This window comes from Natrinema ejinorense, assembly GCF_002494345.1.
Classification (GTDB): Archaea; Halobacteriota; Halobacteria; order Halobacteriales; family Natrialbaceae; genus Natrinema; species Natrinema longum.
Map to the genome: position 1 here is coordinate 1,331,300 of NZ_NXNI01000001.1, position 16,770 is coordinate 1,348,069.

Annotated in this window: 14 protein-coding genes and 1 pseudogene; 12 read left to right on the forward strand and 3 right to left on the reverse strand. The window is 66.2% G+C overall.

Features of this window, described 5'->3' with window-relative positions:
- Nucleotides 1–140 precede the first annotated feature (140 nt).
- The 5 genes from CP557_RS06605 (at nt 141) to CP557_RS06625 (ending at nt 7,378) form a co-directional block, all read left to right on the forward strand.
- Nucleotides 141–2,165 (forward strand): AMP-binding protein, encoded by a 2,025-nt coding sequence (locus CP557_RS06605; protein WP_097379186.1) that lies wholly within the window; start codon nt 141–143, stop codon nt 2,163–2,165.
- Between the two features lie 200 nt (nt 2,166–2,365).
- Nucleotides 2,366–4,309 carry a molecular chaperone DnaK gene (gene dnaK, locus CP557_RS06610; RefSeq protein ID WP_097379187.1) on the forward strand — a complete coding sequence of 648 codons (1,944 nt, stop codon included), beginning with the start codon at nt 2,366–2,368 and terminating at the stop codon, nt 4,307–4,309.
- A 335-nt stretch (nt 4,310–4,644) separates the two neighbouring features.
- The gene (gene dnaJ / locus CP557_RS06615; RefSeq protein ID WP_097379188.1) at nt 4,645–5,811 is read left to right on the forward strand and encodes a molecular chaperone DnaJ; all 1,167 of its coding nucleotides are present in this window, start codon (nt 4,645–4,647) and stop codon (nt 5,809–5,811) included.
- 87 nt (nt 5,812–5,898) lie between these two features.
- Nucleotides 5,899–6,462 carry a phosphohydrolase gene (locus CP557_RS06620; RefSeq protein WP_097379189.1) on the forward strand — a complete coding sequence of 188 codons (564 nt, stop codon included), beginning with the start codon at nt 5,899–5,901 and terminating at the stop codon, nt 6,460–6,462.
- A gap of 184 nt (nt 6,463–6,646) precedes the next feature.
- Nucleotides 6,647–7,378 carry an acyl-CoA synthetase family protein gene (locus CP557_RS06625; RefSeq protein WP_097379190.1) on the forward strand — a complete coding sequence of 244 codons (732 nt, stop codon included), beginning with the start codon at nt 6,647–6,649 and terminating at the stop codon, nt 7,376–7,378.
- 24 nt (nt 7,379–7,402) lie between these two features.
- Here CP557_RS06625 and CP557_RS06630 read toward each other — a convergent pair whose 3' ends face one another.
- Nucleotides 7,403–8,971 carry an FAD-dependent oxidoreductase gene (locus CP557_RS06630; protein WP_097379191.1) on the reverse strand — a complete coding sequence of 523 codons (1,569 nt, stop codon included), beginning with the start codon at nt 8,969–8,971 and terminating at the stop codon, nt 7,403–7,405.
- 247 nt (nt 8,972–9,218) lie between these two features.
- Nucleotides 9,219–10,415 carry an MFS transporter gene (locus tag CP557_RS06635; RefSeq protein ID WP_097379192.1) on the reverse strand — a complete coding sequence of 399 codons (1,197 nt, stop codon included), beginning with the start codon at nt 10,413–10,415 and terminating at the stop codon, nt 9,219–9,221.
- Nucleotides 10,416–10,625: 210 nt separating this feature from the next.
- Between CP557_RS06635 and CP557_RS06640 the strand changes: the two are divergent.
- The 3 genes and pseudogenes from CP557_RS06640 to CP557_RS06650 form a co-directional block, all read left to right on the forward strand.
- A pseudogene (locus CP557_RS06640) lies at nt 10,626–10,829 on the forward strand (thioredoxin reductase); the annotation flags it as partial.
- A gap of 127 nt (nt 10,830–10,956) precedes the next feature.
- Nucleotides 10,957–11,466, forward strand: a complete 510-nt coding sequence (locus tag CP557_RS06645; protein ID WP_169924346.1) for a YciE/YciF ferroxidase family protein — start codon at nt 10,957–10,959, stop codon at nt 11,464–11,466.
- 121 nt (nt 11,467–11,587) lie between these two features.
- Entirely contained in the window at nt 11,588–11,869 is a 282-nt protein-coding gene (locus CP557_RS06650; protein WP_097379194.1) for a ubiquitin-like small modifier protein 1, read from the forward strand.
- 24 nt (nt 11,870–11,893) lie between these two features.
- Here CP557_RS06650 and CP557_RS06655 read toward each other — a convergent pair whose 3' ends face one another.
- Nucleotides 11,894–13,561: an aldehyde ferredoxin oxidoreductase C-terminal domain-containing protein gene (locus CP557_RS06655; protein ID WP_097379195.1), complete on the reverse strand. Its 1,668-nt coding sequence runs from the start codon at nt 13,559–13,561 to the stop codon at nt 11,894–11,896.
- Between the two features lie 127 nt (nt 13,562–13,688).
- On the opposite strand from CP557_RS06655, the gene CP557_RS06660 reads away from it, so the two are divergent.
- From CP557_RS06660 to CP557_RS06675, 4 genes are all read left to right on the forward strand, one after another.
- A complete protein-coding gene (locus CP557_RS06660; RefSeq protein WP_097379196.1) occupies nt 13,689–14,345 on the forward strand; it encodes an HAD family hydrolase in 657 nt (218 codons plus the stop codon).
- A gap of 231 nt (nt 14,346–14,576) precedes the next feature.
- Nucleotides 14,577–15,503 carry a hypothetical protein gene (locus CP557_RS06665; protein WP_097379197.1) on the forward strand — a complete coding sequence of 309 codons (927 nt, stop codon included), beginning with the start codon at nt 14,577–14,579 and terminating at the stop codon, nt 15,501–15,503.
- An 82-nt stretch (nt 15,504–15,585) separates the two neighbouring features.
- Complete coding sequence (locus CP557_RS22460; protein ID WP_169924305.1) at nt 15,586–15,783, forward strand: hypothetical protein; 198 nt, start codon at nt 15,586–15,588, stop codon at nt 15,781–15,783.
- Complete coding sequence (locus CP557_RS06675; protein WP_211290179.1) at nt 15,783–16,706, forward strand: M48 family metallopeptidase; 924 nt, start codon at nt 15,783–15,785, stop codon at nt 16,704–16,706. The genes CP557_RS22460 and CP557_RS06675 overlap by 1 nt, the downstream gene beginning before the upstream one ends.
- The last annotated feature ends 64 nt before the right edge of the window (nt 16,707–16,770 follow it).

Below are 16,770 nucleotides of genomic sequence, written 5' to 3' on the forward strand. Positions count from 1 at the left end.
TCGACCAGTCACGCGTCGAAGACGATGGAGTCCGTCGACGTCGCCGCCGACTTCCCGTTCGCCGTCTCCGATCTCGGCCGGCACCCCGACGGTGGCGACCTGTTGTTTGATGGTGGCATGCCGCCAACCTATAGGTGACAATGCCCGGAAACACCAGCCCCAGTCTCGAGGACATCGACGAGATCGGTCACGAACCCAGCCGTGAGTTCGTCGAATCGACCAACGTGTACGACTTCATGCAAACGTATGGGATCGACGACTACGAAGAACTGATCGAACGGACGACGACGGAACTGGCGGACGAACCCGAAAGCGGCGTCGACTGGTTCTGGGACGAACTGGTTGACTACCTCGACATCGAGTTTTACGAGGCGTACGACGAGGTCCGAGACGACAGCGAGGGGCCGCAGTTCTCCGACTGGTACGTCGATGGCGAACTCAACATCGCCCACAACGTCGTGGACCGGCACGCCGCGGTCGACAACGAACGCCGGAACAACGTCGCCACCATCTGGGAAGGCGAGGACGGCGAGGTTCGGGAGATAACGTACCACGAACTCCACCGCCAGTCCAATCAGGTCGCGAACGCGCTCGAGGAGCGCGGTATCGGAACGGGCGACACGGTCGGACTCTACATGCCGATGGTACCCGAGGTCGTCTCGATCCTCTATGGCTGTTTCAAGGTCGGCGCGATCGCGGTCCCGATCTTCTCGGGCTTCGGCGTCGATGCGGCGGCGACCCGGATCGCGGACGCCGAGTGCTCCGTTCTCTTTACGGGCGACGGCTTCTACCGTCGCGGCGACCCGGTCTTCCTCAAATCGGCCGCCGACGAAGCCATCGAGGAGGCGGGCCACGTCACGGAGACGATCGTGTTCGACCGATTGGGTTCGAGTACGACGACCAGCGAACACGAGATCCCGTGGACGGACGACCGCGACGAGTGGTGGGCCGACGCCGTCGAACGGCGGGACGACGACTACGAGACGAAGTCGCTCGACTCGAGCCAGGAGTCGATGCTCCTCTATTCGTCGGGGACGACCGGGAAGCCGAAAGGGATCGTCCACACGCATGCGGGTGTCCAGGTCCAGTGTCCGAAGGAGGTCTACTTCGGCATGGACCTCAAACCCGGGGACCGGTTTTTTTGGGTCAGCGACATCGGCTGGATGATGGGGCCGTGGTCCCTGATCGGCACCCACACCTTCGGTGGGACCGTCTTCATGTACGAGGGTGCGCCAGACCACCCCGAGCCCGATCGCTTCTGGGAGATGATCGATCGCCACAAACTCACCCAGTTTGGCATCTCGCCGACCGCGATCCGCGCGCTGCGAAAGCACGGGGACGACTGGCTGTCCGGTCACGACCTCTCGAGTCTGCGGATTCTGGGCTCGACGGGCGAACCCTGGGATCCCGAGTCCTGGCACTGGTTCTACGAGAACGTCGGCAACGGTGAGGCCCCGATCATCAACATCTCCGGCGGGACCGAGATCTGTGGCTGCTTCCTGATGCCGATGCCGACCGAACCGCTGAAACCCTGTACGCTCGGCGGTCCCGGACTCGGGATGGACATCGACGTCGTCGACCGCGATGGCACCTCCGTCAAAGAGCACAACGAACGCGGTTACCTCGTCGCTCGCGACTCCTGTCCCTCGATGACGAAATCGCTCTGGTCGGGCGACGAGCGCTACCTCGAGGAGTACTGGTCGACTTTCGAGGACATGTGGAACCACGGCGACTGGGCCCAGAAGGACGCGGACGGCTTCTGGTTCCTCCACGGGCGGGCCGACGACGCGCTCAACGTGGCCGGCCGCAAGGTCGGTCCGGCGGAGGTCGAAGGCGCGCTCATCGACCACGAGGCCGTCAACCAGGCGGCGGCCATCGGTGCGCCCGACGACACCACCGGAACCGCCGTCGTCGCCTACGTCGTCCTCGAGGAGGGCATCGACGAAACGGACGCCCTCCGCGAGGAGTTGCGCGCCCAGGTCGGCGAGGAACTCGGGAAACCGTTCCGCCCGCGTGAAGTGCTCTTCGTCGACGAGTTCCCCAAGACCCAGTCGGGCAAGATCATCCGCCGAGCCATCCAGGCGACGTACACGGGTGAGGACCTCGGGGACATGAGCAGCATCGAGAACCCCGGCGCACTCGAGGAACTCGAGGACGCGAGATAGCACGGGAAGTCGTCCCGGAGTCCGGGAGCCGAACCGCGAACCACGCGTTACGAGCGGCGAGTTCACCGCCGTTTCGTGGGTCGTTTTACTGGAACGCAAACTGCCGCGAATACGGCCGTGAGCCCCGCGTCCGGATTTAATTCGGGTGTGCTCTCTGCCTAGTAAGCTTTAAAACAAAGTGCGCACAATACCCGTCCACGATGGCCAGCAACAAGATTCTCGGAATCGACCTCGGGACGACGAACAGCGCGTTCGCGGTGATGGAAGGTGGCGATCCGGAAATCATCGTCAACGCCGAAGGCGAACGGACGACGCCCTCCGTCGTCGCCTTTACCGACGACGAGCGACTCGTCGGGAAGCCGGCGAAGAACCAGGCGATCCAGAATCCCGAAAAGACGATCGCGTCGATCAAGCGCCACATCGGCGAGGAAGACTACACCGTCGAGATCGAGGGCGAGGAGTACACGCCCGAGGAGATCTCGGCGATGATCCTCCAGAAGATCAAACGCGACGCCGAGGACTATCTCGGTGACGAGGTCGAAAAGGCCGTCATCACGGTTCCCGCGTACTTCTCCGATCGACAGCGCCAGGCGACCAAAGACGCCGGCGAGATCGCCGGCTTCGAGGTCGAGCGCATCATCAACGAGCCGACCGCAGCGTCGATGGCCTACGGGCTCGAGGACGATCAGGATCAGACCGTCCTCGTCTACGACCTCGGCGGCGGCACCTTCGACGTCTCTATTCTCGATCTCGGCGGCGGCGTCTACGAGGTCGTCGCGACCAACGGCGACAACGACCTCGGTGGCGACGACTGGGACGAGGCGATCATCGACTGGCTCGCCGACGAATTCGAGGCCGAACACGGGATCGACCTCCGCGAGGACCGCCAGGCCCTCCAGCGGCTCAAAGATGCCGCCGAGGAGGCCAAGATCGAACTCTCTTCGCGCAAGGAAACCGAGATCAACCTCCCCTTCATTACCGCGACTGACGACGGTCCGATCCACTTGGAGGAGTCGATGACACGAGCGAAGTTCGAGTCGCTCACGCAGGACCTGATCGATCGCACCGTCGAACCGACCGAGCAGGCGCTCGAGGATGCGGGGTACGACGAGGACGAGATCGACGAAGTCCTCCTGGTCGGTGGCTCGACCCGGATGCCCCAGGTCGCCGAGAAGGTCGAGGAACTGACGGGCAAGGAGCCCCAGAAGAACGTCAACCCAGACGAGGCCGTCGCGCTGGGCGCGGCGATCCAGGGTGGCGTGCTGGGCGGCGAGGTCGATGACATCGTTCTGCTCGACGTGACGCCGCTCTCGCTGGGTATCGAGGTCAAGGGCGGCCTCTTCGAGCGCCTCATCGAGAAGAACACGACGATCCCGACCGAGGAGTCGAAGATCTTCACCACCGCGGCGGACAACCAGACCACCGTGCAGGTCCGGGTCTTCCAGGGTGAACGCGAACTGGCCGAGGAAAATGAACTGCTCGGCGAGTTCCACCTGACCGGGATCCCGCCGGCACCCGCGGGCACCCCACAGATCGAGGTCACGTTCTCGATCGACGAGAACGGTATCGTCAACGTCAGCGCCGAAGACAAAGGCAGCGGCACCACCGAGGAGATCACCATCGAAGGCGGTGCCGGTCTCTCCGACGAGCAGATCGAGCAGATGCAGGAGGAAGCCGAGAAACACGCCGAGGAGGACCAGCAAAAGCGCCAGCGGATCGAGGCCCGCAACGCCGCCGAGGCAACGATTCAGCGCGCCGAGACGCTCCTCGAGGAGAACGACGAGCAGGTCGACGACGACCTGCGCGGTGACATCGAGGCCGCGATCGAGGACCTGGAGGAGACGATCGACGACGACGATGCCGACGCCGAGGCCATCGAGTCCGCGACCGAAGCCCTGAGCGAGGAGCTACAGGAGATCGGCAAGCAGATCTATCAGCAGGAAGCCGGTGCGGGCGGCGCTGCTGGCGGTGCCGCAGGTGCCGGCGCGGCGGGCGCTGGCGGTGCTGCGGGTGCAGGCCCCGGTGGCATGGGCGGCGGTCCGAACCCCGGTCCCGACGCCGGCGCTGCCGGCGACGAGGGCGAGGAGTTCGTCGATGCCGACTTCGAGGACGTCGACTTCGACGAGGACGAAGACGAGGAGTAACGGGCCTTCATCAGTCCGTCAGATGCGGCTTTGATTTTCGCCGTCGACGGGATGAGTAACACGAGTTCGGGTTGTCTTCCGGGACCGATAGACGAACGCAGCGCATCCGTCGGTCAGGGGGTTGTAAAATAAAAGAATGATCACCGCGAGCGAACGAAGCGAGCGAGCGGGCCAAGGAACCTCGAACCCGCGCCAACGGCGCGGGTGAGGGGGTGAAGCCGTGCTTTTGATCAACCTTTTACTCTGCGCTCACTCCCTCCGGTCGTTCGCTCGGTAAAAGGTTGTGTTGGAACGTTCGTTTCAAGTGTCTCAACCGAGTAACGGTGGAACAACGAATGAGCGAGGACTTCTACGACGTTCTCGGCGTGAGCCCCGACGCGTCTACCGAGGAGATCAAACAGGCGTATCGGTCGAAGGCCACCGAGTACCATCCCGACGTCAGCGACGACCCCGATGCAGAGGAGAAGTTCAAGAAGATACAGAAGGCAAAACAGGTCCTGACGGACGAGGAAAAGCGCGAGGCCTACGATCAGATGGGCCACGACCGCTACGAGCAGGCCGAGAAACACGGCTTCGATGCCAGCGATGCCGGCGGTGCCGGCGGCATGGGCGGCGGCCCGTTCGGTGGCGGCATGGGCGGGGGCGGTATGGGTGGCGGCGGTCTCGGCGACCTCTTCGAGCAGGTCTTCGGCGGTGGCGGCGGTCGCGGTAGCCGCCGGCCCCGCAAGGGCCGTGATCTGCGGACCGAACTCGAGATCGACCTCGAGGAGGCCTACGAGGGTGCGGAAAAGCAGTTCACCGTCGAGCGTCCCGAGGAATGCGAGGACTGTGCGGGCGAGGGCCATCCGCCGGAGGCCGACGCCGAAACCTGTCCCCAGTGTCAGGGCCGGGGCCAGGTGACCCAGGTCCAGCAGACGCCGCTCGGTCGGGTCCAGCAGACGACGGCCTGCCCCCGGTGTGAGGGCGAGGGAACGCTGTACTCCGACACCTGCGGCGAGTGTCGCGGCGAGGGGTACGTCCGCACCGAGGCGACGCTGACCGTCGAAGTTCCGCCGGGGATTCAGGAAGGGCAGACGCTTCGGATGGAAGGCGAGGGTGCGCCGAGTCCCGAAGGCGGTCCCCACGGCGACCTGCTGATCGACGTCACCGTCCGCGAGCACGAGGCGTTCGAACGCGACGGGGACGACCTGCGCTACCGGCTCCCGATCTCGTTCCCGCAAGCGACCTTCGGCGACGCCGTCGAAGTCCCGACGCTCGAGGGGGCCGCCGAGTTCGAGATCCCCACGGGAACTCAGAGCGGCGAGACGTTCCGCCTCGAGGGGAAGGGCATGCCCCGACTGCGCGGTCGCGGACAGGGTGACCTCTACGTCCAGGTTCAGGTCGTCACCCCCGAGAGCTTGAACGAGGACCAGCGCGACGCACTCGAGGAGTTCGCCGAAGCGGGCGGCGACGAGATCGAAGTGAAAGAGGGGTTCTTCGAGAAGATCAAGCGGGCGTTCTAGTGGTGGTCGGTGCCCCCACTGCAGGGTCGGGTCGGCCGTCCGGGGCCCCGGTATCGTTATGATACTCGTATTCGATATGTCGTACTGATGTCCGATCCGTGGGACCGCGTCGGCGTCGTCGAGACGTATACGGGCGGCCGATTCGATCTCTTCGATCCCGATCCCGACGATATTCGGCTGCAAGATATCGCGACGGCACTGGCACACACCTGTCGATTCGGGGGACACTGCCAGTGGTTTTACAGCGTCGCCCACCACTCGATTCACGTGAGTCGGGAACTGCCGAGCGAGGATCCGCGCCTCCAGTTGCTCGGATTGCTCCACGACGCGGGCGAAGCCTACATCGGTGACATTCCTCGCCCCCTCAAAGCCGAGTACGAACAGTTCGACCGGGTCGAAGAACGCATCCTCGAGGCCGTCTGGACCGCCGTCGCTCTCGAGCCACCCAGCGACGGGGAGTGGGAGCGGGTGATGGCCGCGGACGATCGGTTGCTCGCCTACGAGGCCGACACGATCCTCGAGGACGGCTCCTGGGCCGAGAGCGTCGCCGATCTGGGGTACGACTTGCAATCCGATTCCATCGACGCGATCCGCGAGCGGTTCCTCTCGCGTGGGGAAACGCTGTTGGACCGACTGTCGGAACCGACCTGAACGGACCGTCCCGGCGCTGGTCGTAGTCCCCGCGTCGCTCGGACCGATATCGACCGGCAGAACCGACGGCCACGACTGACGGTGGCGATGGTTTCCGGACGACCCCGTCGTATGACGGCTCACGACGATTACGCCGGTGTCCGGAGTCGGCGCGCTTTTTTCGCCTCGCTCCCCAGTCATCGATATGAACGCTGCCACGGTCGACGACCTGCTCACCCGCGAGCTGCGCGACGATCGAATCGCGCTCGTCGACGCGACGGGCCGGGAGTACGACTACCACTGGCTGTGTACGACCGCCTGGAAGGCCGGCAACTTCCTGCGCCACTCGGGCGTTCGCGAGGGCGTCACGGTCGGCGTCGTCGGCGACGGCCCCCTCGCACTGCTGGCCTGTTTCGGCACGACGCTGCTCGAGGGCCGGACCTGGTTCGAGCCGCCGACGGACCTCGCCGCGGAGACGGACTTTCGGACCCTCGTGGCACCCGTCGACGACCTCGAGGCCTACGACTTGCCCCCGGGCGCACAGCGGGTCGGCTACGGCGACAAACCCGAGACGCCCGACATCCACCACTTCGATGCGGGGCTCTGGAGCGAGAACCCGTCGTTCCCGCCGCTGTCGATCGATCCCGAGACCGACATCCTGACCGACGGCGACCGGACCGTCACGCACGCGCAGGTGCTCGAGGCCGCACACGCGGTGCTCGAGGAGGCAGCCCTGGAGCCGGACGACCGCGTCGTCGTCCGCGGGCCGCTGTCGGACCCCCGGACCATCGTCGCGGGTGTAATCGCGCCATTGCTAGCCAAGGGCGTGATCGTGCTTCCGTGCGACGGGGACGGTGACGAACTGGGGACGTACGCCGTCTCGAGCGGGGCGGTTCCCGAGCCCGATCGGATCGACCTCGACGCGGTCCCGCTCTGAGACGATCGAGTCGCACAGTCTCGGTCACAACTGGCGGTAGAGCAGTCCCTCGAGCGCAGGTCCCGACAGCACCTCGCCGTCGTGGGTGAACCGCGAGCCGTGACAGGGGCAATCCCAGGTCCGCTCGGCGTCGTTCCACCGGACGAGACAGCCCATGTGCGGACAGGTCGCCGAGACGGCGTGCGTCGTCCCCGATTCGTCGCGATAGAGTCCCACCGGCTGGCTCGCACGGCGGACGACGCGTGCGTCGCCTGGGGGAAGGTCGGCCACACCGTCCGTGCCGAGCGACGAGAGCAGCGACTTGATCCGGTCCCCGACGAAGCTGCCGCCGACTTTCGCGTTCTCCTCGAGGAAGCGCTTCGCGGACGCGCCGGGTGTGAGCCGCTGGGGGTCGAACACGTCGGCCCAGGGGTTCGATCCCTCGACGATCAGATCGGCGAGGATCAGTCCCGCGGCAGTACCGTTCGTCATCCCCCAGCCCTTGAATCCGGTACCGACGTAGACGTGCGCCGACAGGGGATCGATTCGGCCGATGAAGGGCACTCGGTCGACCGGCGAGTAGTCCATCGTCGACCAGCGATACTCGATCGACTCGACGTCGAAGTGCTCGCGGGCGAACGCCTCACAGCGCCGGTACCGCTCGGAGGTCGGCGGCCCCTCGAGACCGGGCTTGTGGCTCTGCCCGCCGACGAGCAGGAGTGGGTCGTCCTCGTCGTCCGCGCCCCCCTCGCTCGTCGGATACCGACGCATCGTCGCCGGCGGCGAGGCAGTGCTGTAGTACATCCCCTCCGGGGGCGTTCCGTCGGTTCGGACCGCGAGCAGGTACGCGCGATGGGGGTGCATCCGCGCGAAATAGCCGGCGCGGTCGAAGAACGGGAAGTGCGTCGCGACGACCACGTCGTCGGCGACCACGTCCCCGCGGTCCGTCTCGACGCGACACGGCGAGCCGGGCTCGAGGTCGAGCGCGCGCGTCCCCTCGAACACGTAACTGCCGTCGCCGTGGACCTGCTCGGCGATCGCCAGCAGGTACTGCCGGGGGTGGAACGCCGCCTGCTCGTCGAACCTGATCGCGCCGGGGACATCGAACGGGAGCGGCGTCTCCTCGACGTACGATGCCGGGAGCCCGAGCCGCTTGGCCGCGTCGACCTCCTCGCGGATCCGCTCGCGGTCGTCGGACGACGCGGCGTAGGTGTAGGCGTCCGTCCGGCGGAAGTCACAGTCGATGTCCCCGTCGTCGATGCGTCGCTCGACTTCTTCGATCGCCGCCTCGTTGGCGTGTGCGTACTGCTTCGCTTTCTCCTCGCCGAACTGGGAGACGAGCGTGTCGTAGATCAGCCCGTGCTGTGAGGTGAGTTTGGCCGTCGTGTGGCCGGTCGTGCTCTCGACGATCCGATCGGACTCGAGGACCGCGACGCTCCGACCGGCTTCGGTCAGGTTGATCGCCGCGCTCAATCCGGTAATACCCCCGCCGACGATAGCGACATCCACGTCGAGGCCGCCCTCGAAGGGGTCGTACTCGGTCGTCGGCGTCGTGGCGAGCCACAGCGACTCCGGTCGCGGAGACTCGGGTTCGGGGTCGATATCTGTCGCCATTGGAACCAGCGACTCGTGCTATCCACGGTCGGGGAAAAAGGAGTCGGGGCTGACAGTGCTCGCTCGAGCGACCGACCCCACAGAACTCGGATGCCGTTTCCAACCGCGAACCCGGCGCTTTCCGCCGTCGAGAGCGATCGGAGCCCGGATCGAACCGTCCGATCTCATACGGACTACTGTCCGTCAGTGACGGTGCAACCCCGACCAGTCTTGCGGTTGCACCGGTTAATCGATACAGGAGACCGTATCAGGCCACCGCCCCGCGCAACCGGTGTGCCCCCAGACCGACGGCGGCGACGCCGGCGACGGCACCGCCCGCGGCGAACACGCCTCCGACGCCCGCGATCGGCACGAGCGCCCCGAACAGTACCGGCGAGAGGAACTGCCCCGTGTAGCCAGCGGAGGCGATGTAGGAGCTGAACTGGCCCTGCCGATCCGGCGGTGCGAAGGCTTCGACCCACGCGAACGTCGACGGGAAGACCAGTCCGATGCCGAGGCCGAACAGTATCACCGGCAGCGCCGCACCGACGGCGGTTCCCACTACCGTCGCGAGCCCGAACGCCGCGGTCCAGAGGACGAACGCCGCGCCCACGAGCGTCGATCGACCGGCGTACCGCAACAACCGATCGTATGTGATCGCCGAGACGCCGCCCGCAGCGCCGTTCGCGGCCAGATAGAGGCTGATATCCAGGGACGCGGTCACGCCGATGCCGGCGAGAAACTGCGGGTAAAAGACGACGATCACGTACAGCAACGCGTTCGCACCGAAGTACAACGCGTAGACGACCGGAAGCGTCGGTCGGTCACGGAACACGGCGAGGACCTCGCCGATACCGCCGGCGGCCTCCTCGGCGCTCCCGTCCGTGGCCGCGGCGTCGCCCGCGGACTGCGTCTCGGGAATCGTCGCCGCGGCGAGGAGGCCAAGCGGCACGGCGACGAGATAGACGCCGAACGGGGCGTTCCACGCGAGGGCGCCGGCAGCGCCGCCGATCAGCGGCCACACTGCGGCCCCGGCGCTGTTCGCGCTGCTTCGATAGCCCAGCGCACGCTCCATGGCCTGCCCCTCGTAGAGCTCGTAGATCAGCACGGTAACCGACGTGTACACCGCGGCGGTCCCGATCCCGAGGACGACTCGAGAGGCCAATAGCGGATAAAACGAGTCGACGACCAGTCCCGCGCCGCCGCCGAGGCCGTAGACGAGCAGGCCGCCGACGAAGGGACGGCGGGGGCCGATCCGGTCGACGAGCGATCCCACGAGCGGGCTCGCGAGGACGATCACGCCGCCGTGAGTGGTGATGATAAGGCCGGCCGCGGAGCCGGAGACGCCGAGTTCGCGCTGGATCTGCGGGACGATCGGTCCGAGGATCGCTCCCGCCATGACCGTCAGCGTCGCTGCAGCGACCAGTACCCACAGGGACCGTCGACGCTCCGTCGCGGTTGCCACTGGGTTCGCTTCGGGCGAGGAGTTGCAACAGGATTGCGATCGCGGCGGATCGGTCCGGCGTCTGCGGAACCGCCGCTCGGTGCGGCCTCGAGCGGAGACGGACGGTGTCGGCATCGGATATACAAACGTCCGTGACAGCCACGTAGACCGGCAAAATCGTTTATTTCGCCGTTCATAGGCGTTCAGTCCATGCCAGACGTCGGAGTCGAGTTCGACGAGGACGGCACCGTCGACGGCGACCTCGATACGGAGACGAGTATCGACGACCTGTACGCGACGGGCGCAACGGTCCGGGACGAGGAGTGGCAGGCGGTCATCGCCGCGGGTGACGGCGCGTCGGCGGCGCTCGATAGTCTCAGCAAGGAGAAAGGCGAGCACTTCCACGATTTCGACGTTCCGAACGACGTGCCATAGTGGGTCGGAGTGAACAGTGGATCCGATGCGGACGAAGTCCACGTTCCACGGTGAAAGCGGCCGACAGCGCCGCGCCTGCGTGTTCGGGGCATCTGACTAAGCGGCTGGTCGGTGGCAGTTCATCTGCATGGCAATGAACGACCTTCACGAGCTGTTCATCCACAAGCTCGCCCAGCAGTACTACGTCGAACAGGAACTCGTCGACACGCTAGACGAGATGGCACGCAACACGACCAACGACCGGATGAGTCAGGGCTTTGCGGACCACCGCGACGAGACCCGAACGCAGGTGGAACGCCTCGAGGAGGTCTTCGCGGCGCTCGATCGGCCTGCGGAAGCCCGGGACTCTGCCATCTTCGAGGGGCTCGAGGAGGACCGCCGCGAACTCGAGGCCGAGATCGAGGACGACGAAATGCTGAACATGGTCTACCTGAACGCGGGGATGATGACCGAACGCATCGAGATGACGGCCTACGAGGGGCTGACGACGATCGCGGAGCAACTCGAACTCGGCAACGACATCCAACGACCCCTCGAGTCGAACTACGACGAGGAGAAATCCGCCTTCCGCGAACTCGAGACGCTGGCGACGGCGAAGGACATGAAGTCGCTGTGGGATCGGCTGACGCCATCGTGAGGCTCCCGTTTCGGAGTGAGCGGTAGGTTCCGCGTCGTGTGCGCTCGATGAGCGACGAGCAGTTCGCCGTACAGTTCGGTGACCCCGCGATTACAAGACCTGTCGTGTCAAACGTTCGTTCGTGCAACTCGAGTGTGTCTTCTTCGGCCCCTTCCGCGACGTCGTCGGTGAGAAGACCGTTCGCTACGAGACCGACGCCGAAACCGTCGGCGACCTCCTGGTCGAACTCGAAGCGGCGTATCCGGGCCTCGAGGGCGAACTCGTGGACGACGATGGCGACGGGTTGGCGGGGGATACGGTCGTTACCAAGGACGAAACGAACGTCGTCCACCTCGAGGGCCTCGAGACGGTCCTCGAGACTGATACCGTACTCCGGCTGGTGCCGTCGGTGTACGGCGGGTGAGCGCCGCGTCCGATCGGACCGCTCTCAGTCGGCCGAGGGCGCGATCGACTCGACCGCCGCGTCCGGAACGACCCCGTCGTCCGTCAGGCCCCGGGCCTCGTAGTACTCCTCGATCGCGGCCCCGAGGTCGGGGATCTCGTAGGGCAGTCCGTCGTCGCTCCGGTCGAACCCACGCTGGTTGTTGAAGTGTCGCTCGAGGCGAACGGTCCGGGCCCCGATTTCCATGAGTGTCTCGTAGTCGGCGTCGAACAGGGTTTCGAGTCGCTCGTCGGTCACATAGTCGCTGCCGAACGCACAGACGATCCCCGTGTCCCGGAATGCCGAGGCGTTCTCCTCCTGGACGAGTCGCTCGGCCTTGCCGAGGGTGCCGTCTGGATCGAGTTCGCCGCTGTACTCGAGGCTCAGCATGCCGGCGTACATGTGGTCGGCACCTCGGTTCGCGAGCGCGTAGGAGAGCCCCTGTCCGTGGAGGACGCGCCCGTCGTGGGCGGCGAACTCCATTCCCTTGACGGTGTAGTTGTCGACGCCGAGCTCGTCGTGACAGCGGTCGACGCCGTCGGCGAGGGTGTCGCCGATCCCCTCGCGGAACGCGATCTGTTCGGTCACCTCCCGTGCGAGCTCGGCGTTGCCGAACTCGTCGACGCTGTCGAGATAGGCCGCGACGGTGACACCGGCCGAAATCGTGTCCATCCCGAGACTGTCACAGAGTTCGTTTGCCTTCATCACGTCGACGATGTCGCCGACGCCCTGGCTCGAGCCGAACGCGTAGACGGTTTCGAACTCGGGCCCTTCGGTTTCGACACCGCTCTCTTCGTCCCGCGTAGGGAGCTTGCAGGCGTAGGCACAGGCCGAACACGCGCCCTTTTTGTACTTCTTTTCCTCGACGGCGTTGCCGCCGATCCCGTCGGCGTCTTCGAACTCGTACTCGCGGAAGTAGCGGGTGGGGAGCGAGAAGTTGTCGTTGATGAACTCGGTGCCGCCGGTCGTCCCCTGCCGTCGCATTCGGTCGTCCGACTGGGCCGCTTCCCGGTGGACGTCCATCTCCGGCGGGTCCGGAATTTCGACGGGCGGCGCGCTGTCACCCTGGAAGGTGACGCATTTGACGTTCTTCGACCCGAGGACGGCACCTAATCCGCCGCGGCCGAACGCCCGCGAGTCGAAGGTCATCACGGAGGCGAACCGTACTCGGTTCTCGCCGGCAGGCCCGATCGCGATGCAGTTGTCCGGACCGAGATCGTGGTGTTCGGCCGCGTAGTCGGACGTCTCGGGCACGGTCGCCCCCTCGAGTTCCGGCACTTCCTCGAACTCGACGCCCTGGTCGGTGACGTGAACTGCCAGTAACTCGTCGCTCTCGCCGGCGAGCTCGAGGACGCTGATCCCCGTCCCGACGAAGTTCCGCGAGAGATAGCCGCCGGCGTTGGTCGAGACCAGGCCGTCGGTCAGCGGCGAGAGGCCGGTCATGTTCATCCGGCCGGTAAAGGACATGGAGGACTGCTGGAGGGGACCCGCGGCGAGATACGCACGGTTCTCGGGCCCGAACGGGTCCGCGTCGAACGGGATCCGCTCGTGGGCGAGCGCCGTCGCGACGGCGCGTCCGCCGACGGCCGTCTCGAGCGTTTCGTCGATGGTCGTTTCGGTCGCAGTTCGGTCACCGACGTCGACGGTGAGTAGCGGCCCTTCCGCGTGGAGCATGCGGTGTAATAACAGGCGAGGGGTCTTAGCTCTGGGTTGTTTTCGACGCCACCGAATCCGTTACGGGACTGTGACACACACGCATCAGTCAGAATTATTATCGTAGAGCGGAAACGACCGATCAGCTATGCAATACGATGCGGTCCTGTTCGACTTCGACGGGGTCGTCGTCGAAACCCCCTCGCCCCAGCGGTTTTGCGAGGCGCTCGGCCGGACATACGAGACGCTTGGCCGATCCGGGCCGGAGGCCGAGACGGTGCGGGAACTCGCACGCGGCGATTTCGAGTCGATCGCCGACCGGTGTCGCAGCCTCGACATCGACACCGACGCGTTCTGCGCCCAGGCAGCCCGGGAGATGGTCAGGACCCAGCGAGCGGCGGTCGAAGACGGACTGCGCTCGGCATACGACGACGTAACCGCGGTTCGGTCCCTCGAGCAACCGCTCGGGATCGTCAGCGATAACCATCCGACGGTCGTCGCGACGCTGCTCGACCGGGTCGGACTCCGGTCGCCGTTCGAGACGATCTACGGCTGTCCGTTGACCCCCGACGGGCTGGCCCGGCGCAAGCCGGATCCGACCAACATCGAGGCCGCAATGGAGACGCTCGAGGCCGACGAGGCGATCTACGTCGGTGACCGCGCCGTCGACGTGCGCGCGGCCGACAACGCGGGTATCGATTCGGTGTTGCTCACCCGGTCGGACGAGGGGGGCCGGCCCGAGGCGGACGTGGATCCGACCTACCGGCTCCCGTCGCTTTCCGGCCTTCCGTCGGTGCTCCAGTGATCGGACGGTGAGACGCTCGCTCTCCGGCCGGTATAGTAGCCACTGAAATGATTTCCACACTGATCGGGGCGCTGTCGCGCGATCTGGTGTGCAATGACGTTCAGTGGCTACTATACCGGGGTCGAGACGCCGACTCGACCGCACGATGACCAGTGCAAGGACGGGAGGAAGAAGGGTGACGGTGGCAGATTCGTGGTCCCGGTTTTTCCGCCCGCTCGTCGTAGCCGCCGTATGGACGCCGACGACACCTGGACGAGCCTTCGCCGGGAGTGTCGCGATCTCGAGCCGGGTGCCCAACTGGTGACGCCGGTCTCCGGACGCCCCTTCGAGATCGAGCGGACCGACGACGACCGGATCGTCGTTCGGTTCGGCGACAGCGGCGAGACGCGGCCGCTCTGGCGCGAGCAGTTCGTCGTCTTCCTCGAGCAACTCGACGAGGGGGACGTCTCGATCGACCACCTCCAACCGGGGGTCGAACCCTACGCCAGCGTCGTGACGCTTGCCGACGAGTACGCGGCCGACGACGACCGGATCAGGTACGATCCCGCCGGCGTCGGCGGAGAGAGTCCGTTTCTCGTCCCGGCGGCGGACGCACGGGAGCCGCCCGAGCGGGTTCACGACGACGCGATGTTGCTGGCAGTACTGCTCGAGCACCTCGAGGGCGACGAGCCGTCGACGCTCGATACTGACTCGCTGACGGATCTCTACGTGCTCGCCTCCGACGTCCAGCACGGTGCCGATCGGTTGCGCCGGTCGGCGAGGGATCCGTTACTCGAGCGACTCGGCCCCGACCAGGAACTCCACGGACGGTACGGAACCGTCCGGCGGACGACCCGACAGCGACGACAGCCGATGGACGCCGAGACGATCTTCGCCGCTCTCGACGAGCGTGGCATCCCACGCGAGTGGGTCACCGGTGTCGACCGCGACAAGTTGGACGTGGTCCTCGCCGTTACCGACCTCGAGGAGGGAGAGGTCTACGACGTCGAGGAGGACGTCTACGTCCAGAAGACCGGCGTCGACGAGGACGAGAAGTACTCGCGACTCCAGGGCATCGCCGATCGGATCGACGACCTCGAGGGTGCCGAGGGCGAGGAGCTGCGCGCGGAACTCGACGCGATCGAGGATCGACTCGAGGAGGCGCTGTCGGCGGGATAGTGTTCGCGGTGCGGACGGAGTACCGGCGCTCACCGGTGTCGCCCGACCGCCAGCACCAACTGGAGCGGCCGACGGCTACGTCGTGACCGTCGAACTGGAGCGCTCGCCGTCGACGAGGGCGACGTATCACTTCTCTCCGGCGCTCGCGGACGATCCCGAACGGGACGACCGGCTCTTCATCGAGGTTCGGCCCGTCCGATACCCGTTTTACGCGGCCGTCCCTAGACGCGACCGACAACGATGCGTCCTCCTCGAGCGGGAAGCGGTACCCGGCTCCTGATGGCAGTTGTCGGCTTCGTACTGCTCGCCTGGTACCTCGCGCTGGCCGCGGTCAGCTACTGGGCGCTGTCGGTACTTCGGGAGACTGCACCGGGACCCGTCGGCACGCTCGCACTGATCGTTACCGTCGCCGTTGTGGTCGGCGTGCTGAGCTATCGGTTCGGCACGTCGCAACTGCTCTCGAGCGTCGAGGCGGTCGAACTCCCCCGGTCCCACGCGCCCGACTTTTTCCGCCGGCTCGATCGCCTCGAGTCGCGGATGAGCGTCGACTCGCCGACGGTGCTGCTCGCACGATTGCCCATGCCCAACGCCTTCGCGCTGGGCACTGCCCGCAGCGGGACGATCGTCCTCGACCGGTCGCTGTTCCGGCTGCTCTCGCCCGACGAACTCGAGGCGCTGGTGGCCCACGAACTCGCCCATCTCGAGGGCTACGACGCGTTCGTCCAGACGCTCGCCTACAGCGTTTTCCGGACGGTCGCCGGGCTGGCCTTTCTCGTCCTGGCCCCGCTGTTGTTGCCGATCGCCGGCATCGCTCGAGCGATCGCGTGGGCGCGCGGCGAGCCGGAGTCGTGGTCGCGGACGGTCTTCGGACGGCTTCTGGGGACGATCGAGGCTGGCGTCGTCGTCTGTTTGCTGGTCGTAACGCTTGCCGTTCGGGCGCACTCGCGACGACGGGAGTACGCCGCCGACGACCGTGCCGTGGCGGTCACCGGCCGACCGGTCGCGCTCGCTCGCGCGCTCCGGCGGATCCAGCGCGCTGTGGAGCCATCACGGCAGTTGCTCTCCCCACTGTACGTCCATACCGAGGACGAGGACGCGTGGACCCGACTCCTCTCGACCCATCCCTCGACCGACGACCGCATCGAGCGACTGCTCGAGCGGACACGAACCGACCACGATCGGAGCCGAGAGCCGGTTCGGTGACGGCTCGTCGAGAGACCGACCGCGAGGGTCGGGGAGGGGAGTCTGTGGGCGCGGAATACCGTCC